General features: G+C 61.0%; 21 protein-coding genes. 6 read left to right on the forward strand and 15 right to left on the reverse strand.

Annotated features, from left to right (window positions below):
- Positions 1-6 precede the first annotated feature (6 nt).
- Positions 7-1,923 (forward strand): ABC-F family ATP-binding cassette domain-containing protein, encoded by a 1,917-nt coding sequence (locus ACVWYF_RS03660; protein WP_457064720.1) that lies wholly within the window; start codon positions 7-9, stop codon positions 1,921-1,923.
- 95 nt (positions 1,924-2,018) lie between these two features.
- Here ACVWYF_RS03660 and ACVWYF_RS03665 read toward each other — a convergent pair whose 3' ends face one another.
- Complete coding sequence (locus ACVWYF_RS03665; RefSeq protein WP_457064722.1) at positions 2,019-2,486, reverse strand: MarR family winged helix-turn-helix transcriptional regulator; 468 nt, start codon at positions 2,484-2,486, stop codon at positions 2,019-2,021.
- A 78-nt stretch (positions 2,487-2,564) separates the two neighbouring features.
- Here ACVWYF_RS03665 and ACVWYF_RS03670 point away from each other — a divergent pair, with 78 nt between their 5' ends.
- Positions 2,565-3,197, forward strand: a complete 633-nt coding sequence (locus ACVWYF_RS03670) for a flavin reductase family protein (RefSeq protein ID WP_457064724.1) — start codon at positions 2,565-2,567, stop codon at positions 3,195-3,197.
- 13 nt (positions 3,198-3,210) lie between these two features.
- Positions 3,211-3,600: a GlcG/HbpS family heme-binding protein gene (locus tag ACVWYF_RS03675; protein WP_457064726.1), complete on the forward strand. Its 390-nt coding sequence runs from the start codon at positions 3,211-3,213 to the stop codon at positions 3,598-3,600.
- A 308-nt stretch (positions 3,601-3,908) separates the two neighbouring features.
- Here the strand turns inward: ACVWYF_RS03675 and ACVWYF_RS03680 are convergent, their stop codons facing one another.
- The 3 genes from ACVWYF_RS03680 to ACVWYF_RS03690 all read right to left on the reverse strand — a co-directional run bounded on the left by ACVWYF_RS03680 (position 3,909) and on the right by ACVWYF_RS03690 (position 5,731).
- Positions 3,909-4,754 (reverse strand): hypothetical protein, encoded by an 846-nt coding sequence (locus tag ACVWYF_RS03680; protein WP_457064728.1) that lies wholly within the window; start codon positions 4,752-4,754, stop codon positions 3,909-3,911.
- Between the two features lie 75 nt (positions 4,755-4,829).
- Entirely contained in the window at positions 4,830-5,189 is a 360-nt protein-coding gene (locus ACVWYF_RS03685; RefSeq protein WP_457064730.1) for a DUF952 domain-containing protein, read from the reverse strand.
- Between the two features lie 155 nt (positions 5,190-5,344).
- Positions 5,345-5,731, reverse strand: a complete 387-nt coding sequence (locus ACVWYF_RS03690; protein WP_168673388.1) for a hypothetical protein — start codon at positions 5,729-5,731, stop codon at positions 5,345-5,347.
- A gap of 164 nt (positions 5,732-5,895) precedes the next feature.
- Here ACVWYF_RS03690 and hppD point away from each other — a divergent pair, with 164 nt between their 5' ends.
- Both hppD and ACVWYF_RS03700 read left to right on the forward strand, forming a co-directional pair.
- Positions 5,896-7,029, forward strand: coding sequence for a 4-hydroxyphenylpyruvate dioxygenase (gene hppD, locus ACVWYF_RS03695; RefSeq protein WP_457064732.1), 1,134 nt, complete (start codon positions 5,896-5,898; stop codon positions 7,027-7,029).
- Between the two features lie 120 nt (positions 7,030-7,149).
- On the forward strand, positions 7,150-8,886 hold the full coding sequence (locus ACVWYF_RS03700; protein WP_457064734.1) for a phospho-sugar mutase: 1,737 nt from the start codon (positions 7,150-7,152) through the stop codon (positions 8,884-8,886).
- Between the two features lie 87 nt (positions 8,887-8,973).
- On the opposite strand, the gene ACVWYF_RS03705 is transcribed toward ACVWYF_RS03700, so the two are convergent.
- The 10 genes from ACVWYF_RS03705 to ACVWYF_RS03750 form a co-directional block, all read right to left on the reverse strand.
- On the reverse strand, positions 8,974-9,798 hold the full coding sequence (locus ACVWYF_RS03705; RefSeq protein ID WP_457064736.1) for a DUF4249 domain-containing protein: 825 nt from the start codon (positions 9,796-9,798) through the stop codon (positions 8,974-8,976).
- A 138-nt stretch (positions 9,799-9,936) separates the two neighbouring features.
- Positions 9,937-12,330 carry a TonB-dependent receptor gene (locus ACVWYF_RS03710; protein ID WP_457064738.1) on the reverse strand — a complete coding sequence of 798 codons (2,394 nt, stop codon included), beginning with the start codon at positions 12,328-12,330 and terminating at the stop codon, positions 9,937-9,939.
- Between the two features lie 126 nt (positions 12,331-12,456).
- Positions 12,457-14,610 (reverse strand): hypothetical protein, encoded by a 2,154-nt coding sequence (locus tag ACVWYF_RS03715; RefSeq protein WP_457064740.1) that lies wholly within the window; start codon positions 14,608-14,610, stop codon positions 12,457-12,459.
- A 175-nt stretch (positions 14,611-14,785) separates the two neighbouring features.
- Entirely contained in the window at positions 14,786-16,468 is a 1,683-nt protein-coding gene (locus tag ACVWYF_RS03720; protein WP_457064742.1) for an ABC1 kinase family protein, read from the reverse strand.
- Between the two features lie 145 nt (positions 16,469-16,613).
- On the reverse strand, positions 16,614-17,219 hold the full coding sequence (locus ACVWYF_RS03725) for a phasin family protein (protein WP_457064744.1): 606 nt from the start codon (positions 17,217-17,219) through the stop codon (positions 16,614-16,616).
- A gap of 243 nt (positions 17,220-17,462) precedes the next feature.
- Entirely contained in the window at positions 17,463-18,437 is a 975-nt protein-coding gene (locus ACVWYF_RS03730) for an alpha/beta hydrolase (RefSeq protein ID WP_457064746.1), read from the reverse strand.
- 125 nt (positions 18,438-18,562) lie between these two features.
- On the reverse strand, positions 18,563-19,747 hold the full coding sequence (locus ACVWYF_RS03735; protein ID WP_457064748.1) for a hypothetical protein: 1,185 nt from the start codon (positions 19,745-19,747) through the stop codon (positions 18,563-18,565).
- Positions 19,748-19,879: 132 nt separating this feature from the next.
- Complete coding sequence (locus tag ACVWYF_RS03740) at positions 19,880-20,548, reverse strand: YggS family pyridoxal phosphate-dependent enzyme (protein ID WP_457064750.1); 669 nt, start codon at positions 20,546-20,548, stop codon at positions 19,880-19,882.
- A gap of 161 nt (positions 20,549-20,709) precedes the next feature.
- Entirely contained in the window at positions 20,710-21,732 is a 1,023-nt protein-coding gene (locus ACVWYF_RS03745) for a VWA domain-containing protein (protein ID WP_457064752.1), read from the reverse strand.
- Between the two features lie 80 nt (positions 21,733-21,812).
- Positions 21,813-22,733 carry a hypothetical protein gene (locus ACVWYF_RS03750; protein WP_457064754.1) on the reverse strand — a complete coding sequence of 307 codons (921 nt, stop codon included), beginning with the start codon at positions 22,731-22,733 and terminating at the stop codon, positions 21,813-21,815.
- 378 nt (positions 22,734-23,111) lie between these two features.
- Here ACVWYF_RS03750 and ACVWYF_RS03755 point away from each other — a divergent pair, with 378 nt between their 5' ends.
- Complete coding sequence (locus ACVWYF_RS03755; protein WP_457064756.1) at positions 23,112-23,456, forward strand: hypothetical protein; 345 nt, start codon at positions 23,112-23,114, stop codon at positions 23,454-23,456.
- A 248-nt stretch (positions 23,457-23,704) separates the two neighbouring features.
- Here the strand turns inward: ACVWYF_RS03755 and ACVWYF_RS03760 are convergent, their stop codons facing one another.
- The gene (locus ACVWYF_RS03760) at positions 23,705-24,820 is read right to left on the reverse strand and encodes a hypothetical protein (RefSeq protein WP_457064758.1); all 1,116 of its coding nucleotides are present in this window, start codon (positions 24,818-24,820) and stop codon (positions 23,705-23,707) included.
- Positions 24,821-24,838 lie beyond the last annotated feature (18 nt).

A 24,838-nucleotide genomic window follows, 5' to 3' on the forward strand; every position in this document is an offset into this window, starting at 1 on the left:
CGGCCTATGAACCTGTTATCCGCCGAGAACATCTCGAAGAATTACGCCGACCGCTGGCTGTTTCAAAACCTCAACTTCGGCCTGCAACAAGGGCAGCGCATCGCCTTTGTGGGCATCAACGGCACCGGCAAAACCACGCTCATGCGCGTGCTGGCCGGCCTCGAAACCCCCGATACCGGCCTGGTGAGCTCCCGCAAGGGCATCCGCGTCACCTACCTGGGCCAGCAGCCCGTGTTCGACGAAAGCCTGAGCGTGGAGCAAGTCCTCTTCGCCAGCCAGAACGACACGCTCAAGGCCATCCAGGAGTACGAGCACGTCGTGAACGACCCCGACCACAAGTCCGACGACCTCCAGCGCGTGCTCGAACGCATGGACGCCCTCAACGCCTGGGACTACGAAGCCCAGGTGCAGCAGATTCTCGGCAAGCTCGGCATCCTCGGCGAGCTGCTCACCCGCAACGTGAGCCAGCTCTCGGGCGGGCAGCGCAAGCGCGTGGCCCTGGCCCGCGTCCTCATCGAAGAGCCCGACGTGCTGCTCCTCGATGAGCCCACCAACCATCTCGACCTGGCCACCATCGAGTGGCTCGAAAACCGCCTCAACTCGCCCAGCCTCACCCTGCTGATGGTGACCCACGACCGGTACTTCCTCGACAAGGTGGCCAATGAAATCGTGGAGCTCGACAAGGGCCAGATGTACCGCTACCAGGGCAACTACGCCTATTTCGTGGAGAAAAAGGCCGACCGCGAAATGCGCGAAACCGTGGAAGTGGAGAAGGCGCGCCAGCTCTTCAAAAAGGAGCTCGACTGGATGCGCCGCATGCCCCAGGCCCGCGGCACCAAGCAAAAAGCCCGCATCGACGCTTTCTACGTCACCAAGGAAAAGGCCAGCACAAACCTCAATACGCAGCAGATTGAGCTGAGCGTGAAAACCACCCGCCAGGGCGGCAAAATCATCGAAGCCCACCACCTGACCAAGAAATTCGGCGACCTCACCGTGCTCGACGATTTCAACTACGTGTTCAAGAAAAAGGACCGGATTGGCCTGGTCGGCCCCAACGGCGTGGGCAAATCCACGCTCATGAACATGCTCACGGGCAAGCTCCAGGCCGACAGCGGCACCATTGAGGTGGGCACCAACACCGTGTTCGGCTACTACACCCAGACCGAGCTGGAATTCGACCCCACCCAGCGCGTCATCGACATCGTGAAGGAAGTGGCCGAAGTGGTGGAGCTGGCCAACGGCGACGTGCTCACCGCCAGCCAGTTTCTCAACCTGTTCCTGTTCCCGCCCGCCCAGCAGTACACGCTGGTGAGCAAGCTGAGCGGCGGCGAAAAACGCCGCCTGCAATTGCTGCGCGTGCTCATCAAGAACCCCAACTTCCTCATTCTTGACGAGCCCACCAACGACCTCGACCTGGGCACGCTCAACATCCTGGAAGACTTTCTGATGCACTTCACCGGTTGCCTGCTCATCGTGAGCCACGACCGCTACTTCCTCGACCACCTCGCCGAGCACCTCTTCGTGCTCGAGCCCGGCGGGGCCGTCCTTAACTTCCCCGGCAACTACACCGACTACCGCGAATACCTCGAAGAGCGCGAAGCCGAAGCCGCGATAGTTGAAGAAGAAAAAGCCGCTAAAGCTGCCCGCGCCGCCGCCAAGCTCATCGCGCCCGTAGCCGTGAGCACGGCCGTTGCCCCCACGCCCGCCAAGCGCCGCGCCACCTTCGCCGAGAAAAAAGAGTACGACCAACTCGAAAAAGCCATGGCGACGCTGGAAACCGAGAAGGAGGAAATTACCGCCAAGCTGAACGGCGGCAGCGGCTCACCGCAGGATTTCGCCGCTTGGGGTGCCCGCCTGGCAGCTATCGAAAAAGAGCTGGGCGAGAAGGAAGAACGTTGGCTGGAACTGGCCGAGTTGGGGTAAGAATCTGCTTTTGCCAGCAGTAACAAAGGACCACGCAGCGACATTGCGTGGTCCTTTGCCGTTTTGCAGGGTTAGAGAAGTTAAGTTAGCGCAGCCTAAAGCTCCTGCTGGCGCTTTTCCGCGAAAGCCAACAGCTGCTGGGTGGCGGCGGCGAATTCGTTCAGGCCGGTTTCGCCCAATACCCGCTTGAATGCCTCTTCCAAATCGACCAGCGTGGTGGCCAGGTAGTGCAGAAATGCTTGGCCGCGCGGCGTGAGCACCACCAGGGCGGCGCGGCTGTCGTGGGGGTCGGGGGCGGTGGCCACGTAGCCGGCGGCGGTCAGCTCCTTCACGAGCCGGCTCATGGTCTGCTTGGTCACTTGGGCGCGCTGGGCCAGCACGGTACTGCGGGTGCCGTTTTCGTCCAGATTGCGCAGCAATTGGACATGGGCGCTGCGCATGTCAGAGTAGCCGTCGTGGGCCCAGCGGTGCTCGCTCAGGGCGCTTAGCGTGCGGGAGAGCCGATGCAAGTGGCCGGCCAGATTGCGCTGGCCGATGTGGTCGGTGAGGGTGATGTGATTCATGGGCAGACGAATTTAGTCAGTAGTACTTACTTATCTGGTAAGCATTGCTTACTATTGCACTCTTAATTCACTCACGCCATGCATTTCTCTCCCAACCAGCTACCCGTTGAGGCGCGCTACAAGCTGCTGACCGGGGCCGTGATTCCCCGGCCCATTGCGGTTATTTCAACCGTTTCGCCCGAAGGTATATTCAATGCGGCCCCTTTTTCTTACTTCAACATCGTGGGCCATGCCCCCATGGCGTTATCCTTCGCCGTAGCCGGTCCCAAGCCCGATGGCTCGCTGAAAGATTCGCTGCGCAATGCCCAGCTGCCGGCCCAGGGCGGCACGGGCGAATTCATGGTCAACATCGCCACCGAGCACTACGCGGCGGCCATGGCCACCACGGCCCGCCCGCTGCCAGCCACCGAATCCGAATTTGACCTGACGGGGCTGCTGCCCGTGGCCAGCCATGTTGTGCGGCCGCCGCGCATTGCGCAGGCACCTATTGCCTTCGAGTGCCGCACGGTGCAGGTGGTTGAAGTGGGCCGTTCGCGCCTGATTATCGGCGAAGTGGTGCATTTGCATTTCCAGGACGGGCTGGTTGACGAGCACTACCGCATCGACTTTGCGCAGCTGCGCGCCCTGGGCCGCATGGCCGGCTCCCGCTATGCCCGCACCACCGACACCTTTGTGCTCGACGACGAAAAATTCTTTCCTGGCACCCGTTAGCCCTTCATTTACAATGCAACAGTCCCTCATCAATCAAATTCTGCAAGCCGCCCAAGAAGCCGCCGGGCAGCTAAACCTCGCCATCACCCTCACCCTGGTCGATGCCGGGGGACACGTCCGGGCGGTATTGCGCCAGGAAGGTTGCAGCTATTTTGCCCTTGAGAGCAGCCGCCGGAAGGCCGTCACGGCTTCACAGTTGCGCATTCCCAGCCATGTGGTGGCCGAGCTGGGCCAGAAGTTTCCCGCGCTCGAAGCTTCTTTCCGGACAAATCCCGACATTTTGGGGCTGCCCGGCGGCTTTCCCGTTCATTGGCAGGGGGCGGTGGTGGGCGGATTGGGAATATCCGGTGGCAACTTCGAGCAGGACCGCACCATCGGCGAGGCAGCCCTGGCCGGGTTATAATCCCTGAATACCAGAAAATGCGGTGGTACGACGCCTGGAAATTCGTCGCATCACCCTTTCCCAAACCACCGCCAACAAAAAAGCCCCGGCAGTTTGCCGGGGCTTTTTTGTTAACCGAATATCTGGACTAAAACGGCGGCGGCAACCAATATTCCGCTCAGTATCAATCCGCTTCTTTGAGATTTTTTTTGGTGGCGGGCGCTTTCAATGAGCCACGAAGAAGGCGAAGTTTGCATGCTGGTAAAAGAGTAAAGCGTGGAAAGGAATCGAAAGATACAGCAAATGGCGTTGCATTTAGCAATTAATTTTTATTGCCGCCGGCGCACCTGCGCAAATTCCAGCGGTACCGTGCGGCTGCCTACCGGAGCCTTCACGACCAGGCCATCGGCAGCGTCGTAGCGCGGGAAGTACAGGTAGCCCCGTACCTGCTGACCAGGCTCCAGCGTCACCTTGCGCAGGGCGTAGTCCTGAAGCATGGCGGCGCGCTGCTGGAGCACATCGGCGGCTACGGCGTGCTCAACTTTATTAGCGGCCGAAACGATGCTGTAAGTAAACGCCGCGTCGCGGATACTGGCGCGGCTCTGGTACTGCGCCTGCGTTTCGCGCTTGCCGATGCTGGCTACGTCGGTGGCGAGGCTGGCCGCGCTCAATGCGATACCGAACCAGTCGATGCGGGCGGCCTTGGCAGCTTCGTTCTCTGCCCGGTCGTGCAGCGCGGTAATCTCGGGCTCAGGGTCGAATGCTTTTACCGGCGCGGGGGGCAGCGGCGGCAAGATGAGCCACTGGCTGGCCGCCGCCACGGCGGCTGTTACTTCGGTTCCCGGCAACGGCTTGGGGCGGCGGCCTCCCTTCAAATCGTAATTGGAAGTGGGTACCCTACTAGCTTCGTACTGAAACGCCGCCGGGTCCACTAGCAGCGTGCGCCGGGTGGGGTTGCGGTATTCGGCCTCAAACACCACCCGCGTGGGCTCGTAGCACACGAAGCTCAGGCGCACTTCCACGCTGTCGGCTACGGCCTGGGCCTGCTCGCGGCCTTCCACAAAAAAGCCGGTAGCCTGGGCGGGTTTCAGGCCCAGCTGATAAATGGGCGCGCAGGCCGTGGCCAGCCCGGCAAGCACCAGCCAACGCAACGAACGAATGTAAAAAGGCAGCATAAAACTGACGATTTGGTGAAAGCTTCCTTCCGGAAGATGCGCCCGGTCCGGGCAGGGTTGCACGGCTCGGGAAAATTATTCCTCCAAAGCAAGAAGCGCCGGCGGGAGCTGAAACTCACCGTGCTCATCGGTCCCAAACAGCCAATGACGGCGCACCGCACCCAGCGGCACCGCCCCGAAAACGTGGGCAAAATGCTGCTCCCGGCTCGCCACCCACTCGCGCTCCACGCGCACGCCGGCATCGTGCAATGCGGCCTCGTTCCATTCCAGCAAAACCAAATCGGCCCGCCCAGCATAGTACCGGCGGGCCGTTTCAAGAATCTGGTGTTGCTCGGAGGCATGAATAAAGCCCTCAGCCACAAGGTCGGCGCTGGCGAAAAAGCCCGTTCGTTGGGCGTGGAGCCAGTCGGCAGGCTCGGCAATGCGGTAGAGCATTTTTTTGAGTTTTAAGTTGAAACAAGAACGTCCTGCTGAGCAAAGCCGAAGCATCTCTACCGCAATAGTAAATGAATTACTACCCCACGCGAGATGCTTCGGCTTCGCTCAGCAGGACGTTCTTTTTCGGTTCGTTCGATTACGAAACCGTCAGACTACGCTTTCCACAGCTCCTGCTGCACCTGCTTGCCCACGGTGAGCATGATGCGAACCGGATTAGGAATCAGGGTAATGCGGGCTTCTTTGCCGGGGTATTTCTCGGAGTCAACCCACACGCCTTCCTTGGGCGTGGGCGTGGAGCCGGGGTTGCTGGGCAGGTAGGCGGTGGGCAGCAGCACGTCGGTGTCCGATTTCAGGTCGGTATGCACTTTATCGAGCGCTGTTTCGAGGAAGTCACCGTACTCGTCGTTGAAGTCGTCTTCGAGGTCGTGCAGGGCCTCTTCCACTTCGTCGTAGCGGGCATCGTCGTACTTAAGGGTGTGCAGCTCGGCCTTTTTTTCAATCAGGGCCACGAGGGCGAGGTTCAGTTCTTCGGTATTCATGGGAGCGCTAAGGCAGGTGATTGGGCACAAAAATGGGAATGAATTGCCGAACGCGCGCCGTTATGGCTTCGGGTTTAGATTGGTTTTGGCCAATTATCGCCCCAAACCAATGAAAGCCGTATTTTTACCCAGTCATTCACCCCGCTCATTTTCCCTTCCCACCCATGCAAACCATGACCTCGCCGGCAGTGCTGGCCCAGCCCGCCCAGGATTTCCTCCCCCTCAAGGGCACCGATTACGTCGAATTCTACGTCGGCAACGCCAAGCAGTCGGCCTACTACTACCAGGCCGCCTTCGGCTACGAGCTGGTGGCCTACGCCGGCCCCGAAACGGGTTTGCGCGACCGCGCCAGCTACGTGCTCCAGCAGGGCAAAATCCGCATCGTGCTCACCACCTCCCTCCTGCCCGATTCCGATATTACGAAACACGTGGCCCAGCACGGCGACGGCGTGAAGGTGATGGCCCTGTGGGTGGACGATGCCCGCCAGTCGTGGGAAGAAACCACCAAGCGCGGTGCCAAGTCCGCTTTCGAGCCCTATACCATTGAGGATGAACACGGCTCGGTCACGCTGGCTGGCATCTACACCTACGGCGAAAGCATCCACACGTTCGTGGAGCGGAGCAATTACACCGGTCCGTTCATGCCCGGTTTTGTGGCTAAAACCAGCCTTGTGCCGCAGGGCGTGCCGGTGGGCCTGCTGCACATCGACCACTGTGTGGGCAACGTGGGCTGGGGCGAAATGAACCAGTGGATTAAATTTTACGAGGATGTGATGGGCTTCAAGCTGCTCATCACATTCGACGACGACGACATCAGCACCGAGTATTCGGCCCTGATGTCGAAAGTGGTTTCCAACGGCAACGGCTTCGTGAAATTCCCCATCAACGAGCCCGCCGAAGGCAAGAAAAAGTCGCAGATTGAGGAATACCTCGACTTCTACCACTCGCCCGGGGTGCAGCACATCGCCATTGCCACCGACGACATCCGCAGCACCGTGACCGAGCTGCGCCGCCGCGGCGTGGAGTTCCTGACCGTGCCCGGCGCGTACTACGACGACCTGCTGGACCGCATTGGAGCCATCGACGAGGATTTGGCGTCCATTAAAGCCCTGAACCTACTCGTGGACCGCGACGAGGAAGGCTACCTGCTCCAGATTTTCACCAAGCCCGTGGAGGACCGGCCCACGGTATTCTACGAAATTATCCAGCGCAAAGGGGCCAAGAGCTTCGGCAAGGGCAATTTCAAGGCCCTGTTCGAGAGCATCGAGCGCGAGCAGGCACTGCGGGGCAATTTGTAATTTATTTCTGCCGTAGAGACGCATATTTGCGTCTCGTCGTCCGCGCCGCTCTGCCGGCCGTTCAACGACGAGGCGCGAATATGCGTCTTACCATTTACCGCCAAATCTAACTTCCCTCCCATGCCCCTCACCCCTGAAATCCAACACACCATCAGCACCTGGCTCACGCCCGAGTACGATGCCCAGACCCAGCAGGCCATCCGCGACATGCAGGCCGCCGGCCAGGACGACGCCCTCACCGATGCCTTCTACCGCAGCCTGGAATTTGGTACCGGCGGCCTGCGCGGCATCATGGGGCCGGGTAGTAACCGCATGAACCGCTACACGCTGGGCATGGCCACGCAGGGCCTGTGCAATTATCTATTGCAGAGCTTTCCGGGCCAGGAAATCAAAGTCGCCATCGCACACGACAGCCGCAACAACAGCCCCGAATTTGCCGAAATAGCGGCCGGCATTTTCTCGGCTAATGGCATCATCGTGTATTTGTTCGACGCATTGCGGCCCACGCCGGAGTTGTCGTTTGCCATTCGGGAGCTGGGCTGCCAAAGCGGCTGTGTGATAACGGCTTCGCACAACCCGAAGGAGTATAACGGCTACAAAGTGTACTGGAACGACGGTTCGCAGGTAGTGGCCCCGCACGATGCCAATATTATTATCGAAGTCAATAAAATCACGAGCCCAAGCGAGGTAAAATTCGCGGCCGATAATTCGAAAATTATCCGCATCGGAGCCGATATGGACGCGAAATATTTCGCCGAGTCTAAGAAGCTCAGCATCGACCCGGCCGCCATTCAGCGCCAGCACGAGCTGAACATTGTGTACACACCCATTCACGGCTCGGGCATCACGCTGGTGCCCGGTTTGCTGCGCGAATTCGGCTTCACCAACGTGAACGTGGTGCAGGCCCAGGCCACGCCCGACGGCAACTTCCCCACCGTACAGTCGCCCAATCCGGAGGAGAAAAGCGCCATGCAGCTGGCCCTCGACCAGGCCAAAGCCACCAATGCCGACATCGTGCTGGCCACCGACCCCGATGCTGACCGCGTGGGCGTGGGCGTGAAAAACGACCAGGGCGAATGGGTGCTGCTCAACGGCAACCAGACGGCCGCCATGCTCACCAACTACCTACTCTCGGCCCGGCACCGCGCCGGCCAGAGCACGCCGCAGGATTTCATTGTGTACACCATCGTGACCAGCGAAATCTTGGGCGATATTGCCCGTCAATACAACGTGAAGAGTTACCGCACGCTCACCGGCTTCAAGTACATCGCCGGCCTCATCCGCGACCTCGAAGGGCAGGAGAAATATATCGGCGGCGGCGAGGAAAGCTACGGCTATCTCATCGGTGATTTTGTGCGCGACAAGGACGCGATTTCGGCCTGCGCGCTGGTGGCCGAAATGGCCGCCGTGGCCAAGGACCAGGGCCGCACCCTCTACCAGGAAATGGTGGCCATGTACGCCCAGTATGGCCTATACGTGGAGGATTTGATTTCCCTCACCAAAAAAGGCCAGCGCGGAGCCGAGGAAATCCAGGAAATGATGGCCGGCCTGCGCGCCAACCCGCCCGCCAGCATTGCCGGCCTGAAAGTGGTGGAAATCCGCGACTACAAAACCGGCAAAATCCACGACTTGGCCACCGGCCTCAGCACCGACACCGGCGTGGAAAGCTCCAACGTGCTCCAGTTCCTCACCGAAGACGGCAGCAAGATTTCGGCCCGCCCCAGCGGCACCGAGCCCAAAATCAAGTTCTATTTCAGCGTGAAGCAGCCCCTAAAATCAGCCGTTGATTATGACCTGGCCAACCGCCTGGGCCACGAGAAAATCAAGGCGATAATTGCGGATATGAAGCTCGCGTAAACGCATTCAACGCAAACGAAAGAACGTCATGCTGAGCTCCGCTCAGCATGACGTTCTTATTTCTGTACTAAAAATCCGCAAATGCCCTTACAGCACCGGCACCAGAATAGTCCGCCGCCGCACCGAATGCGCACTGAAATACCCCAGCACGTCGCCCGTGAAATTCGATTTTGGATTAGCCGGCGAGGCGGTGGCCATGCCGCCGCCCTGCAAAGTCAGGTTGAGGGTGCGGAAGTATTCGTACACGTCAGCGTCCACGTTTTGCATTTCCACGCGCAGGCTGTCGCCGGCCACTAGTTTATCGGCATCGGTATTGCCGCCACCCCCACCGCCCAGGCCCCGCACGTTGGCCTTACCGTCGGTGAATTCGTCGTTTTGCAGGTAAATATTCTTGTTCAGGCGGCCGTTGCGGTACTGCCGGAACAGGTAGTAATTGCGCGTGCCGGCTGGGTCCAGATAATCCGGCAAGGCCTGAATATTGGTACCAATAGGCGCTTTTTGCGCCCGCAGGCCCGCCAGCGGCACCACCGGCGCGGGCAGCGTGGACAAGGCCACGTAGGCCTGGCCGCCGGTTTCCACACGCAGCGTGTAGCGCCGGCCGGACTGGCCCAGCAGGGTGCGGCCCCGGTACTGGCCGGGCGTGCTGGTTTCCGCGAGGGTTTCGAGGCCGCCCGCGTCGTCGCTCAGCGTGACCACGGCCCCGCTCACGGCCGGGAAGGTGTTGGTTTCGGTGTAGCTCACGCTGCGGGCCAGCAGCACGGTACAGGGCTGCCCGTCATCGGCCAGGTTGCCTTCGATGCTCAGGCGCGGGGCGCTCTCCTTGAGGTCGAGGGTGACGACCTTCTGGCAGGACGCGGCGAGCAGTAGGGCAGCGGCCGCGGCGAGGCAGCGAAGGGTGAAACGGTTTTTCATTGTGAATATCGGATTTAACAGCCCGTCATGCAGAGCGCAGCGAAGCATCTTTATCGCGTAACTAACTCTAATTACTTGCGCAGTAAAGATGCTTCGCTACGCTCTGCATGACAGTCGTATCGCGTCATTATAGGTCTTTTAGAAATTAAAATTATACGTCGCCGAGGGCACCATGCGGAACAGCGCCGTTTGCAGGGCCTGCGTGCGGGAGGCGTCGTCCGGGTTGGTTTGGAAGGTGATGCTGTAGGGGTTTTCGCGGCCCAGCACGTTGTAGATGGAGAAGTTCCAGCTGTGGTGGAAGCGGTGGCCTTCTTTCTGCGGCTTTTCGAGGGTGGCGCCCACGTCGAGGCGGCGGTAGCCGGGCAGGCGGTCGGCGTTGCGCTGGCCGTAGAGGCTCACGGGCTGGCCGGCCACGTAGTATTTGCCCACGGGAAAGGTCACGGCGTTGCCGGTGCTGGCCACGTAGGTGCCCGACAGGCTCCAGACAGGCGACAGCTGGTACACGGCCACCACCGACAGGTCGTTGGGCCGGTCCTGCCGGGCGTTGAACCAGCTGCCGCTGTTGATTTCGGCGAATTGCCGCTCCGATTTGCTCAGCGTGTAGCCCACCCAGCCGGTGAGGCAGCCGGTTTCCTTTTTCAGCAGCAGTTCGATGCCGTAGGCCCGGCCCTTGCCGTAGAGCAGCGTGCTTTCCACGTCCTGGTTGCCGCGCAGCTGGGTGCCGTCGCGGTAGTCAATCTGGTTTTGCAGCCACTTGTAGTACACTTCAGCCGAAAACGAATAGCCCTGATTGGCCCCCAGCTTGCGGAAATAGCCGCCTGAGAGCTGGTCGGCCAGCTCAGGCTTCACGTTGTTGGTGGTGGGCACGTACAAATCGGTGGGCGACGACGCGGCCGAGTTGCTTAGCAGGTGCAGGTTCTGCACGTTGCGGGCGTAGCCGGCTTTGAGCGCGGTATTGTCCGACAGCTGGTAGCTCACGGCCAGGCGCGGCTCCAGATTCAGGTAGGTTTTGATGACCTGGCCCGACGAATAGCTCCGGCTATTGAGCACCGTGCCGGCCAGATTGTAGTTCGAATACGTGCCCGCGCCCAGCAGGCTGAAGGCCGAGAGGCGCAGGCCGGTGGTGAAATCGAGCTTGTCGGTGGCGGCCCAATCGTGTGACACGTAGGCCGCCGATTCCAGTGAATAGTTAGTTTTATCGGCCGTGGAATTCACCGCCGCATCGGCGGCGGCTGTGACGTGGCCGGGCGTGATGGTGTGGTAAATGGCATTCACCCCGAAGCGCAGCGTCTGCTTCGAGCTGGGCGTGAACTCGAAATCCTGCTTCAGGTTCCAGTCCTTAATCTTGGAATCGATACTGAAATCCGAGTCGTTGGCCCGGATTTTTATCTGGTAATCGTACTTGCTGTAAATGAGCGAGGTGTTCGAAAACAGTCGGTCGGTGAACAGGTGGTTGAAGCGCAGCGTGGCCGTCTGGTTACCGTAGTTGTTCTCGAAAGTACTGATGCCTAGCACATCGCGCCCCAGATAGCCCGAGAAGAAGATGCGGTTGCGGGCATCGAGCGTGTAGTTGGCTTTGGCGTTGAAATCGTAGAAATAGAGCCGGGCGCTTTTGGTGGTTTCATTGTTCGACAGCTTCAGGAAAATGTCGGCATACGTGCGGCGGCCCGTTACCAGGAACGAGCCTTTGTCCTTCACCAGCGGCCCTTCCAGCGCCAGGCGCGAGGCAATAAGCCCGATGCCGCCGCTGCCGTGCAGCGTCTGGTTGTTGCCGTCCTTCATCTTAATATCGACCACCGACGATAGCCGGCCGCCGTACTGCGCCGGCATCCCGCCCTTGTACACCGTGAGGTCCTTGATGGCGTCGGAGTTGAACGTCGAGAAAAAGCCCAGCAGGTGAGAGGCGTTGTACACGGGCGCTTCGTCGAGCAGAATCAGGTTTTGGTCCACGTTGCCGCCGCGTACGGAGAAGCCGCTGCTGCCCTCCCCCGCCGTTTTGATGCCCGGCAGCAAGGTCAGCGTTTTAATCACGTCCTTCTCGCCAAAGAGCACCGGCACCTTAGCAATCTGCTTCATATCCAGCGTCTCCACGCCGGCCTGGGCTTTGCTGATGTTGGCCTGGCTGCTGCGGCCGGTCACCACCACTTCGTTCAGTTCCTGCCCCCCACCGGCCAGCTTGAAATCGAGCCGCTGGCTTTTATCGAGCGTCACCTTGCGCGGCTGGGCCTTGTAGCCCACGAAGCTGGCCTCCACCGTATAAGTGCCCGCCGGCAGCGTGAGGGTGTAAAAGCCGTAGGCATTGGCGGCCGTGCCGGTACCAGGCAGCTCCACGATGCGGATGGAAGCGCCGGTCAAATCCTCGCCCGTTTTCGCATCCTTAATCGTGCCGCTGATGGTGACGCGGCCCTGCGCCTGGGCCGTTTGCGGCAGGGTACCCGCCAGCATTATGCCGGCCGCCAGCCAGCGCCCGCCGCCGCGGAGGGCTTTAGTCAGGCAGAAAAGGGATAGCGCGGCGGAACGAGTTGATTTCATACCCCAAAATTACCGCCGAATTGCCCCTACCCTTCTGCTTTTTCTGCCAATGACCGGAAAAGGCAGACGATTGGTGGGCAGCGGAACCGGAGCCACTGTAGCGCGAACTAAAAGTTCGCGCTACTGCTACAGCCGCACCCCAATGCCCGGCCCCAGCATGTAGAACCACCGGCTGGTGCCCAGCAAAAACCCGCCGCCCAGGTACAGCGGAAATGTGAACTTCGCCTCGCGCCGCGTGGGATACACCGAGCCCAGAATGACCACGCCCAAATCGCGGTTGGTACTGCTGCTGCCCAGGTTGAAGGCATTGAGGGCCACGAAGCCGGCCCCGATTTTATACGGCCGCAGGCGGTTGATTTTGTTGGGGCTGTAGAAGCTGAACTGGGCCAGCGTGGCCAGCGAGATGCCGCCCAAATCGCCGAAGCCCGAATCGCCCTGCTTGCGGGTGAGCAGGCCGGCCGGGAAGCTCACGTCGATGTCGAACTTGTAGCGGCGTTTGAGGACCAGCTCCACGGTTTGGGTGTAGCCGGGCTCAGCGTACTGGCTGGATTGATGCTTGACCGTGACCACGATGCGGCTCCATTCGTCGAGGTCGTAGGTTTTGCGGCCCAGCAAGGAGTTGAGGCTGAGCGGGTCGGTGCGGCACTGCTTGTCCTGGTAGAAGGTGGCGCGGGGCGAGTTGTCGCCGGGGCACACCAGCAGGCTTTCCACGTTGCGCAGCTCGATGAGCTCGCCCTTGCTGTTGAGGGTGCGGATTTCGAACGTCAGGTATTGCTTGCCAAACAGCACATCGGGCGTGTCAATAGCGTTGGGGTTGAACTGAAACACCACGTCTCGGATGGTGCCGTCATACAGCACCGGGCCGTTGAGCCGGGTGATGGGCCGGGCCGCGTCGCCGTAAGCCACCGACACGAAATCGAGCGGGTGCGGCCGTTGAAATTCCTTAATGTTCAGCGTATAGCCGGTAGGCTGCCCGGCATTATAAACAATGCTCTTGCGCCGGTCATAGCTCACCGGCACCCGCACGCGGTACACCAGCCGGGCATCGGTCCGCACCGACGAATCAGAAGGAATAACCGGCAAGTCCTCGAACGAGATGCGGGCTTTTTGCAGGCCCTCGCCTTCAATGCGCACGTCCACGGTTTCGCCGGGGCTTACACTCAGGCCGGCAGTCCACTCGCCGCCCCGGTGCAGCACCTGCACGTTCCGAATCACGGTTTGGGGCGTGATATCAAGGTTGGTGAGGTAGCGGGCCGCGTCGTTTTCCTTGATGTAGAGGTAGCCTTCGGTCTGGCGGTGGGTGTTGTAGGGGCGCAGGTAACACAGCACCCGGTCGTTGCTAAGGAACTGGCGGGTGAATATTTCGGCGATGAGCGTCCCGCCGGGTTCTTCCTGGTCCTCCACGCGGTAGGTGCGATGCAGCTCGAAGCTGCGGCCATTATCCAGAATCAGCTCGGTGCCTTTGCGGCGGCTCACGTCGTCCATGGTCACGCTGCGCTTATCGGGCGACAGAAAGCGCAAGCGGCTGGCCTTCACGTTGAACTCCTGCTTCAGCACCGGCAGTTGGTAGCTGATGCGGTTGCCAGCCAGTAATATCGGGCGCTCAGTTTGCAGCTTCACGGCCAGCGTGCGCAGGCCCAGCTGGTTGGGCAGTACGTGCAGGCGCAGGGTGCCATTGGCCTCGGCCACCAGCCGGTAGTCGAATTCGGCTCCGCGCACCCATTCGCCGGTAGCATGCACGTTGCGCGCGTTCGAGCTGGTGAGCTCAAATACCTTTTCCTCGCCCACAAACAATTCGTTATCAGATATTCGCAGCGCCAGCGTGGTATGCACCAGCGGCAGCAGCGGCACCACCTCGCGGCGCGGTTCGCGCCCGGCCGAGTCGGCGGCCTGCTCCACCACCAGGCGCAGGAAGCAGCTGCTGGTCAGGTTCTGGAACTTGAGGCGGGTGCGAAAACCACCGTCCTCCTCTTTCGTCAATGAGTCGAGCTGCTGAAAATCAGGGTTGCGGCGCAGGCGTAGCGGTCGGGCGTTGGCCGGGTACAGGCGCAGCTCCACGGTTTCATCGTCGCGCCGGTACCAGAAATACAGCGCCGGCCCCCCCTGTACAGCTACTGTATTTCGGCTTAGTAAGTAAGTGGCGGTGTCGGTGCGCAGGCTGGCTTCGCGTAGCACCGGCGGGCCGGCCGGAGCCGTCTGGGCAACGGAAATATGCGGCAGCGCTCCCCCTAAAATCCCAAAAACAGCAAATGTGACGCGGGCGATGAAGGAAGCAGACATTGCAGCAGGCGGTCCGAAATACAACCGCATGGCCGCAAAGGTCGGGCCGCACAAGGCCCGGCACCAAACCCTTCGTCCAAATTCACTGCTTAGCTTATCTTCTCGCGCCGCTGCTGGCACGAGTTACGCTGCGCTAAACTCGCGCCAGTAGCACCATTAGCAAAGACCAGCCTCACTATTTCTCGCGCCGCCGGGTGCCCAGCAGCAACAGTACCAGCAGCAGGAAGCCGGTGGCACCCAGGCTCCACCACGTTATTTCGGGCACGCCCCGGTGGTAGGGCATGTCGGGCGAGTAGCGGCCCATGAGCGACAGGCCCGAAAACAGCAGCCCGCCCACGCCCAACAGCGCCAGAATGGTACGGCTCACCAGCTGGTCGGCCTTGCGCAGCAGGGTCTGGTAGCCCACCAGCTCAAACTTGAGCCGTAGCTCGCCTTTGCTGATTTTGCGCACAATCTGGCGCACGTCGGCGGGCAGGGTCTGGAGCAGGGCCAGCAGCTGCGTGCCGGTATATTCAGCCTCGGTGAGCAGGTTTTCACGCGAGTATTGCTCGCGGATAATCTTGGCCCCGTAGGGTGCCACGAATTCGAAGGTGTTGAAATTGGGGTGCAAAACCTTACCAATGCCTTCCAGAATCACCAGCGCCCGCAGGATTAGGAACACCGCGCCCGGCACCTGCAACTTGTAGTTGTAAATGATGTTCTGGAGCGCGTCGGCTAGGTCGCTCATGCTCATCTCCTTCACATCGAGCATGGCAAAATCCTCAATCAGCTGGCTGAGGTCCGACTCGAAAGCACGCATGTCGGGGATTTCGGCCGTGAGGGCTAAGCGGCGGAAATTCAGCGCCATGCTGCGGGCATCCTGCCGCGCCATGCCGATAAATACGCCCGCGAAGGCGTATTTCTGCTGCTTGGTAAGGCGGCCCACCATGCCGAAGTCGATGAGCACCACCGTACCGTCGGGGCGCACCAGCACGTTGCCAGGATGCGGGTCGGCGTGGAAAATCCCGAACTCAAAAATCTGGGTCAGGTAGATGTCCATGCCGTTTTCGGCCACGGCGGCCGGGCTCAGGCCCCACTCCTGCAGCTGCGCCTTGTCGGTGATTTTGCAGCCGCTCACAAACTCAATCACGAGAATGCGCGACGTGCTCAATTCGCGGTAGGGCTTGGGCACGTAGAACGTGGTGTAGTCCTCGTAGAGCTTGCGAAACTGCTCCATGGAGCGGGCTTCGGCCGTATAATCCAGCTCCTTGCTCATGCTGCGCTCAAAGGCGTCCACGATGTCCTGCGGGTTGGCGAGGCCATGTTTTTGCAGGAAGCCGGCGGTGAGGCGCACCAGCTCGTGCAGCAGCGCCAGGTCGGAGCGCACCTTTTCGCGTACGCCGGGGCGCTGCACTTTTATTACCACTTCCTCGCCCGTGAGCAGCCGCGCCCGGTGTACCTGCCCGATGCTGGCTGAGCCCAGCGTCACGTCATCAAACTCGCTGAAAACCTCCGAAATCGGCCGCCCCAGCTCCTCCTCGATAATCTGGCGGGCCAGGGCCGTTTCGAAGGGCGGTACGTTGCTTTGCAGCTTCTCAAATTCGTCAATCAGCGCCTCGGGCAGCAAGTCGGCCCGGTTGCTCATGGCCTGCGCCAGCTTGATGAACGTCGGCCCCAACTCCTCAATAATGAGGCGCACCCGCTCCCAGCGCGTGGTTTCAAATATCTGCCGGTCGGCCCGCTGCCAGCTCAGGCGGCGCGCCTGGCTCACGAGGCGGCGCAGCGGCGTGGTGGTCACCACGTCCTCGAAGCCGTAGCGCAGCAGCACCTCGGCCACCTGCCGAATGCGGGAGAGGTTGGAAATCGTATTTTTAAACATTGACCACAGATTTACGCAGATTAAACTGATTCCGCAGATTTTGGCGGGCTGGAAAGCCCGTACCAGCTGCTTCACTGGGCCTCAACTGCGTAAAAAAACCCCGTTTGCGCAGTGCAAACGGGGTTTTTCCTGGTTCAAGCAGAAACTACGAGTTGCTCTCGCCGCTGGCCGTGGCCGAAGCGGCGGGCTTGGCCGGCGCTTTGGCAGCAGGCTTAGGGGCGGCTTTGGCGGCGGGCTTTGGGGCTGGTTTGGCGGCGGCTTTGGCGGCGGGCTTTGGGGCTGGTTTGGCAGCGGCAGCCGCCGTGGCAGCGGCAGATTTCTGGGCGGTGCCGGCGGCGGCACTCACGCGGTCGGCCACGTTTTTCACGGCACCGGCAGCGCGGCTGGCGGCCTGGTTGGCCGTGGTTTTAGCGGCGCTTACTACGCTGGCGGCTTTGGCAGCGGGCTTGGCAGCCGCTTTGGCAGCCGCTTTGGCGGCGGGCTTTTTGGCGGTGGATTTGCCTTTGGCGGGCTTGGCGTCGGCCAGGCCTACGCTGCTTTTGGCGCGGTCCACAATGCCCTGGAACTGCTTTTCGAGCTCGGTGCGCTTGGTTTCGCCGCTTTTCAGCAGCTCATCTACGATTTTCTTGCCCTCGGCCTGGGTCATCTTGTTGTCCTTCACCAGCTTGTCGATGGTGCTTTGAACCGACTTGCTGCCTTGGGCGATGTAGCCGACGCCAGCATTTACGAACTTTTTAAACAAATCTTCCATGATGCTGGAAATGAGGTGAAAGAAAAAAGGGAAACTACTGTGGAAAAGCCAGTTGCCATACCAAAGTAGTATGCAAGCCGACTAAATTCGATGCAAACCTACGCACACTCGCCAACATAGTTGAGCCGTGTACGCCGGATTTCCTCAAAAGTGGCCTTAAATCATCAAAAAGAGAATTTATTTTTTCCATTTCCTGAATATTTGATGCCCGCTCCGGTGTTCAGCAACCCGTTCAGCGACAGTTCATGCGGCGCGGCGGCGCGTGGGCACGCGCCGCTCGGCCAGCGGCAGGCGTACGGGCGCGGCGTGCGGCTGAGCCCACATTTCCGTCAGGAAGGCCGCCACCTGGTCGAGGGCTTGCCGGGCTTCGGGCACCACGCGCCAAAACAGATGCCACCAATGCACCAGTCCCTCAAAGGGTTGGAGCGTGACGGGCACGCCGGCGGCACGGGCTTTGCGGGCGAATTTCACCACGTCCTGGTACAGCACTTCGGCCGTGGAAATCTGAATGAGCAGCGGCGGCAGGCCGTGCAAATTGGCCTGTGCGGGCGAGAGCAGCGGATGCGTGAGGGGCGTTTTGTGGGCATAGAGCGGCCCCCAGGTCCGCATTTGCAGGGCTTCGAGCAACAGGCCTTCCTCGCGAGCCACGCGGCGCAGGGCGGCAGTGGGCAGGCTCAGGTCGGTCCAGGGCGAGAGGCCGATGCCAGCGGCGGGTAGGGCTTCGCCGGAGTCGCGCAGGGCCAGCAGCAAAGCCAGAGCCAGGCCGCCTCCGGCGGAGTCGCCGCCTACCACGATGTCGTGCGGCTGGTGGCCGTGGCGCAGCAGCCAGCGGTAGGCGCGGCGGGCATCGTCGAGCGCGGCGGGGAAGGGGTGGTCGGGGGCCTTGCGGTAGTTGATGGTAAGCACGTTGAGGCCCGTACGCTGGGCCAGGCTGCCCACCAGGCTGCGGTGGGTGTTGAGGGAGCCCAGCACGTAGCCGCCGCCGTGCAGGTAGAGCAGCACCCGGGTGGGGTGCGCGGCGCGGGGCCGCAGCCACTCGGCTTCGAGGCGGTTATCAAGCTTGAAGCTTTCCAGATTCACCTTCCAGGGCATGAACTGGAAGAGCGAGCCGGTTTCCATGGCCAGGCGGATAGCGCCTACGCTGGGCTTGCGGCGGGCCAACGGCGCGGCGGCTGCCGTAAGAAACTGCTTGAGCAGCAGGTGTTGAAAAGAGGGCATTCGGGTGGGATTTGGGAGGGAGGGTGTGGGCGTTTGTAGGGTGCGGGGCTGGCTCCCGCCCGTCGTTTGCGCCGTTTTAACGATTTCGTTCGACGACGGGCGGGGGCCAGCCCCGCACCCTACTGCTAGCTGCTGCGGTAAGCCTTGTGCTGCTGCCCCAGCTTATTGCCTTTGTAGCCTTTGATGGCCAGCGGAATCCAGCCAATCAACGGGATGAAATAGGCCAGGGTTATGGGGTTGCGCCAGAGCATTTTCAGCCACGCGCCGGGCTTGTCCAGCTGCATGCGGAAGCTGCGGCGGCCCTCTTTCACGTAGAGGCGCTCGAATTCGGTGAACATGGCTGGCCAGGCGAAGGGTAGGAAAAACGGGAAATAGCGGCGGTTTTCTTTGATGCGCTGCCAGAGCTCGGCCCAGCGGTAGGGATTTTGGCCGTGAGCGAGTACGGCGGCGTCCATTTCGGCCTGCATTTTTTGCCGAACCTGTTCGCTCAGGGCCAGGAATTCTTCGCGGCTCAGCTCGTCAACGGTTTTGCTGGTGAGGTCGGCGGGCCGAATGCGGGTGCCCATTACGAAGGTGAGCTTGGCCGGAAAAGCCAGGTAAAAGGCCCAGGGCTGAATAATGACCAGCAGCAGCAGTAGCGTGAGGGGCAGGAACGGGATGCCAATTTTCTTGGTCAGCCGGTTGATGGGCTCGAAGCTGTAGGCGTAGGGATTGAGGTATTCAGCGTTGATGGTGTAGAACGGGATGATGTCGGTGCCGTGCTGCAGGGCCAGGCGGACCATGCTGGTGGCCAGGCGCTGAATCTGGTACTTGCGGTTGAACCCTTTGCCAATGCCGGGCACCCCCTCGGGGTACAGCATTAGATTGTGGTCCTGGTAGTACATCATGGTTTCGAAATTCAGCGTCGTGGCATCCACGCTGCCGCATTTCTTCCAGAATTCGCGCACCAGGTAGGGGTTCATCAGGGCCGTTTGGGAGAGCAGCGGGGCCGAAAGCGGGCGCGGCAAGTCACTGATATTGCCATTTTTATTCAGCAGATGGCGCCACAGGTGCGACAGCGCCACGATGGCATCCCAGGGAAAAGCCATGCCCGAATGGTTGCTGGCGAAGATGAGCGGCCGGTCGGGGTTGTTGCGCTGCGGATAATTCTCGAAACCCACCAGTTCGGAGCGGAACCATACGCGGTCGAGCAGCTGGAGAATATTCTCGTCCAGGGTCTGGGTAAATTCCTCCCGGAAATAATCGTCGTAGATGTGCTGGTTGGCCACAATGGCCGGTGGAGGCGGCGAAGACGCAGTGGTGGCGGGCATGGTGGGATTTTGCGGCGGACGAGGGACGGAAGATAGAAGAATTTCTACCGTTGCGTCTGGGAAGCTGTTCTGGCGTCGGTTCCCGCAACGGGCGCGGAGGAAAACGCAGCGGTTCGCGGAAGGCCAACGCGCCTACCCCCGACTCCCAAAAATGGCGCTGCCCACCCGCACCAGCGTGCTGCCCTCGGCCACGGCCAGGGGGTAGTCGCCGCTCATGCCCATCGAGATGTCGCGGAAAGCCGGGGCATCGGCGAAGTACGCGGCTTTGAGGTGGTTGAAGTAGCCGTGCAGGGTCTGGAACTCCTGCCGCAGCTGGGCCTCGTCGGAGGTGAAGGTGGCCACGCCCATCACGCCGGTGAGGCGCACGTTTTGCAGCTGCGGGAACTCGGGAGAGGTCAGGATTTCCTCGGCTTCGGCTAGGGTGAGGCCGGACTTATTTTCTTCGGCGGCGATGTGGAATTGCAGCAGGCCGCTGATGACGCGGCCATTGGCGGCAGCGTGCTTGTCGATTTCGCGCAGCAGCTTCCCGCTGTCGATGCTCTGGATGGTATGCACGAAAGGGGCCAGCAGCTTCACCTTGTTGGTCTGGAGCTGGCCAATGAGGTGCCACTCCACATCGGGCGGCAGCTGGGGCTGCTTGGTGGCCATTTCCTGCGGCCGGTTCTCGCCGAAGCAGCGCGCCCCGGCGGCGTAAGCCGCTTGCAGCAGCTCGACGGGGTGGGTTTTGGTGACGACGCAGAGGCGGGCGGCGGTCCCGGCCAGCTCGGCGTTGATGCGGTGGATATTAGCGGCGATGGACATGGGTTTTTCTATTTATAAACGAACGCAGGCCGTCATGCAGAGCGCAGCGAAGCATCTTTACCGCAGTAATAAACTCAATCAAAAGGATTAGTAAAACGGTAAAGATGCTTCGCTGCGCTCTGCATGACGGGCTTCTGACCACCAACTAACATACAACCCCGCTAATCTTCCAGCGGGTTGTTCAGAAACGTGCCTTTCAGGGCCAGCCACAGCAGCCACAGCGCAATGCCCGCCCACAGATAGGGCCGGTAAAAATCCTTGGTGTTGCGAAAGCGCAGCTGCTTGATTTCGGACTTTTCGAGGCGGTTGATTTGGGCGAATATCTCGCGCAGCGCCCCCGTATCGGTGGCCCGGAAGAAGCGGCCGCCGGCGGCGGCGGCGAGCTGGCGCATGGTGGTTTCGTCGAGGCGGGTGCTCACGTAGCGGGTACGGCCCAGCGAGTCCTGGCCGTAGGGCACGAACCCGTCCTTGCCCAGCCCGATGGTGTAGATGCGGATGCCGAAGGCGTGGGCCAGCTGCGCGGCCAGCAGCGGGTCGAGGCTGCCGGCGTTGTTCTCGCCATCGGAGAGCAGGATGCAGACCCGCGACTTGGCCGTGGACTCGCTCAGGCGGTTGGTGGCCACGCCCAGCGCGGTGCCAATGGCCGTGCCGTCCTGCTTCACCATGCCCACGCGCAGGCTGGCCAGGTCTTCGCGCAGTAGGTCGTAGTCGGTGGTGAGGGGGGCCAGCGAGTAGGCTTCGCCGGCGAAGGCCACCAGGGCCAGGCGGTCGCCGGCGCGGGTTTTCAGGAAATCGGTGGCAATGCGCTTGGCGGCTTCGAGACGATTGGGGCGCAGGTCTTCGATTTCCATGGAGCCCGACACATCCAGGGCCAGTACCATATCGATGCCCCGGCCGGACTGCTCCACGCGCTCATCGGTGCGCTGCGGGCGGGCCAGAGCCACGATGGCAAAGCTGATAGCGAGGCCCAGCACCACGTCGGGCCCGAAGCGCAGCACCGCCGACCAGTCGCGCCGCACGGGTCCGGGCGCAAAGGCCACCGCCACCTGCGCCCGCCGCCGGGCCAGCACCCAACGCAGCCCAAACAGCAGCGGCACGGCCCCGATGAGCAGCAGCAGCTGCGGCTGCTGCCACTGGTAGCCGGCCAGCGTGGTGTAGCGCAGAAGGTTGAAAAAGTCGTTCAAGCGGGGCGAAAGTAGCGCGAACTTTTAGTTCGCGGCCGTTCGGACGGCCTAGGACGGGCACGAACTGAAAGTTTGCGCTACTACTCCGTCACCGACGCATACCGCCGTTCGGCGAAGCCGCGCAGGCGCTGGAAGGCGCGGTCGACCTCGGCCGCTTCTTCGGTTTGCACGTTGCCATAAATCACCTTGTCGGTGGCATTCAGGGCCTTTCTTACGTCGGAATCATTTTCGAAATAGGCCACGATTTCGCGGGTGGTGAAGGAGTTCAGGCCGCTGTTTTCCAGGCCGGCGAGGTAGTTTTTCCAGAGCACCACAGCCCGCTCCACGTTGGTGGCCGAGCGCGAGAGCTCGAACCGCTCGACGTGCCGCGCAAACTGGGCCAGGAAGTAGCCGTGGTTTTTGCGCCGCTTGTAGGCCGAGTAGCGCCGCACCAATCCCCGCCGAAACAGCGCCGCGCCACCCGCCAGCAGCAGCAGCCCCGCCAGCGCCCCCGCCAGCCAATACGGGTAATTAAAAATAGGCTCGACGGGCACCAGGGCCAGGTTTTGGCGCAGCGCGGGTAGGGCGGCGGCCCCGGCGGGCGGCGGCGCGGCGGTGCGCAACAGCCGCACCCGGCTGGGCAGCGGCAGCACGCTTAAGGTATCGGGGCCTTGGAGCACGGCCACGGGCAGGGCCAGGACTTGCACCGAATCGAGCCGGAAGGTGCGCAGGTGGTACACGGCCCGGTCCAGGCTGACGCCGCCCCGGGTGCGGGTGGGGTAAAAGGTTTTGCCCGCGTACTCAAACGGCGCAAACCGGGCCAGCGAATCCGGGAACACCACCTCCAAATCGGGGGCGTGGGCGTAGCGCAGCTCGTAGTCCAGCGGCTCGCCTACCAAGGTAGTTTGTTTCAGAAAACGGCCCTGCGGGATGGGTGGCGGCGTGGTTTGGGCCGCCACCCATCCCGGCAGCAGCAGCCCCAGCAGCAGCCGGCCCAAACGCGGAAGGAAGTGACAAGGCATAGGGAATGGGACTGGCAACGAGCGGCGGTGCCCAAATGTAGCGGCCGGCCCGACGTAGCGCGAATTTTTCGTTCGCGTTCCCGCACCGTTTCAACAATTTACTGACGGCGCGGGGATGCGAACGAAAAGGTCGCGCTACGGCCCCCTTTCTCCCAGCCCCGCGCTAGTTTACTAAGCCCCCGACTCTTACCTTTCGTAAAGCCCCGGCAACGTTGCCGGCACTAAAAAAACCTTTCTTTTTTTATGCAGAATCTGTTTTCTACCGCTATTCCTGAGGCCATGCTGAAAAAGGCGCTGGGGTATTTCCAGTAGGGAGCCGACGAACTCCGGCCCTACCTTGAGGCCCTAACGCCGGAGGAGCGTTCCAATATGTTCAAAATGGGTGCAAAAACCGTGGACTTTGTGCAGAAGGCCTATGACCACGCCAGCTACAACCCCAGCTTCGTGCCTGGCTTTCTCGACCTCGAAGAGTTTGCCAGCGACTCGGCTGCCCTCACCGGCCTCACCCCCATCCAGCAGCTGCTCGCCGCCCTGGCCCTCGACACGGAATCGACGATGATGATGGCCGGCTCCGATGCCTACGCCGCCGCACTCATCATCTACAACAATGTAAAGTTTCTGGCCAAAAACAAGCAGCCCGGGGCCCAGGCCGCCTACGATGACATGAGCACGCGCTTTCCCGGCGGTGGCAGCGGCCGGCCCCCCAAGGCCCTGAAAGGCTAGCAAAGCCCCGGTTTCGGCCAAAAAAGGCCCGGCTTCTACCATCCAAGGGTCGGAACCGGGCCTTTTTTGGCCGAAACCGGCCTTCGGAAAGCCGGAATCGGACCTCAAAGAGCCTATTTTGGGCCTCCGAGCTCCGAAGTGGGTTCTCCGAGCATCGAAATGGTACCTCGGAGGGGGGTTATGGCAGAGAAAATAAGGGTTATGACAAATTTTTATTGCCAAATTGGCATTCTTTACTATTGTGGGTATTACCCGGTTGTCTCAAAGCCAAATCCTAGTTGTGTAGAATTTAAGTCAAGAGGGGCAGGTTGCTCTTGTCCACGGACAGCTAAGGCGTCAACATCGTCACTGGCAATTTCGGCTGCACCCCGCAAGTCCTTTGGTCGGTTGATGGACAACTCCTCCCCGTCAATGGTAATAACTATCCTGTCGGCGGTCTGCCTAATTGAAAGGTCAGGCAGGGCGTCACGGGCCGGGGCTTCGGTCAGTAAGTCGGCCAAGGGGGCACGCACATATTTCTCAACAAATACGGCAATAGTTTCACCAGACAGGTCTTCCAGGTGTTGCCAGGCGGCGGCCCCAATGTACACTTCGCCGCCGGCGGCCTCAAAAATCGCGGTTAATTCATCCAGCTTATCGGCTTGCGTATCATCAAAAACGATGAGCACCGGCACAAAGCCCGATGCTACACAATCGGCGGGAAAGTCCTTTTCTTCGCCCCACCGGCCTTGTCCAGATGCTGCAATCGTGATGCGCAGCTTGATTTCATAAGCCCGGCCATCAAGTATGCAGTCAACCTGACGCCCTTTTGCCGGATTGAGCCGGCGACGAACGGGGGACGTTTTGGCGGCTGCGGGCGTACCCCCGATGCTACGTACCACAATCGGCTCAAACACGTAACCCGTTTCTTGCCCGGCTCGATTGTCAATATCGAACATCCATTTGCGCCAGAAGAGCAGGGCGCTGAGGGCGCGGCTACTCAGGCTTCCATACTGTAACAGCCCCCGTGGTCCAACTTGAAGAATGGTGGGAATTGGCTGGTATTGAAGAATACGGGCGTACTTGAGCCGGCGCTTTTGCAGCGCCGACAGACAATGAAAGTATGTGTCTGCATTTGGCACCAGCCTTACCAACTCATCAAATAACGCCTCCACTTCGTAAGCATCGCGCCCGGCTATCGCCAGGGTTGAGGGGTCGGCCGGAGTGAAAAATGCCGCTATTTCGGCGGGGCCCGGATTTGCCAGGCGTTGGCGCTGGCCCAAGTCCTCCGCAATCCGCAGCATTAAATACGTGCATTGGTCGGTTGTGAGCCCAATACCCAGCTCGGTGCCGCCCGCCTGCGCCTCGTTTAGGTAGGTGCGCAATGATATCGTCAGCGGAAA

The organism is Hymenobacter sp. UYAg731 (genome assembly GCF_054061335.1).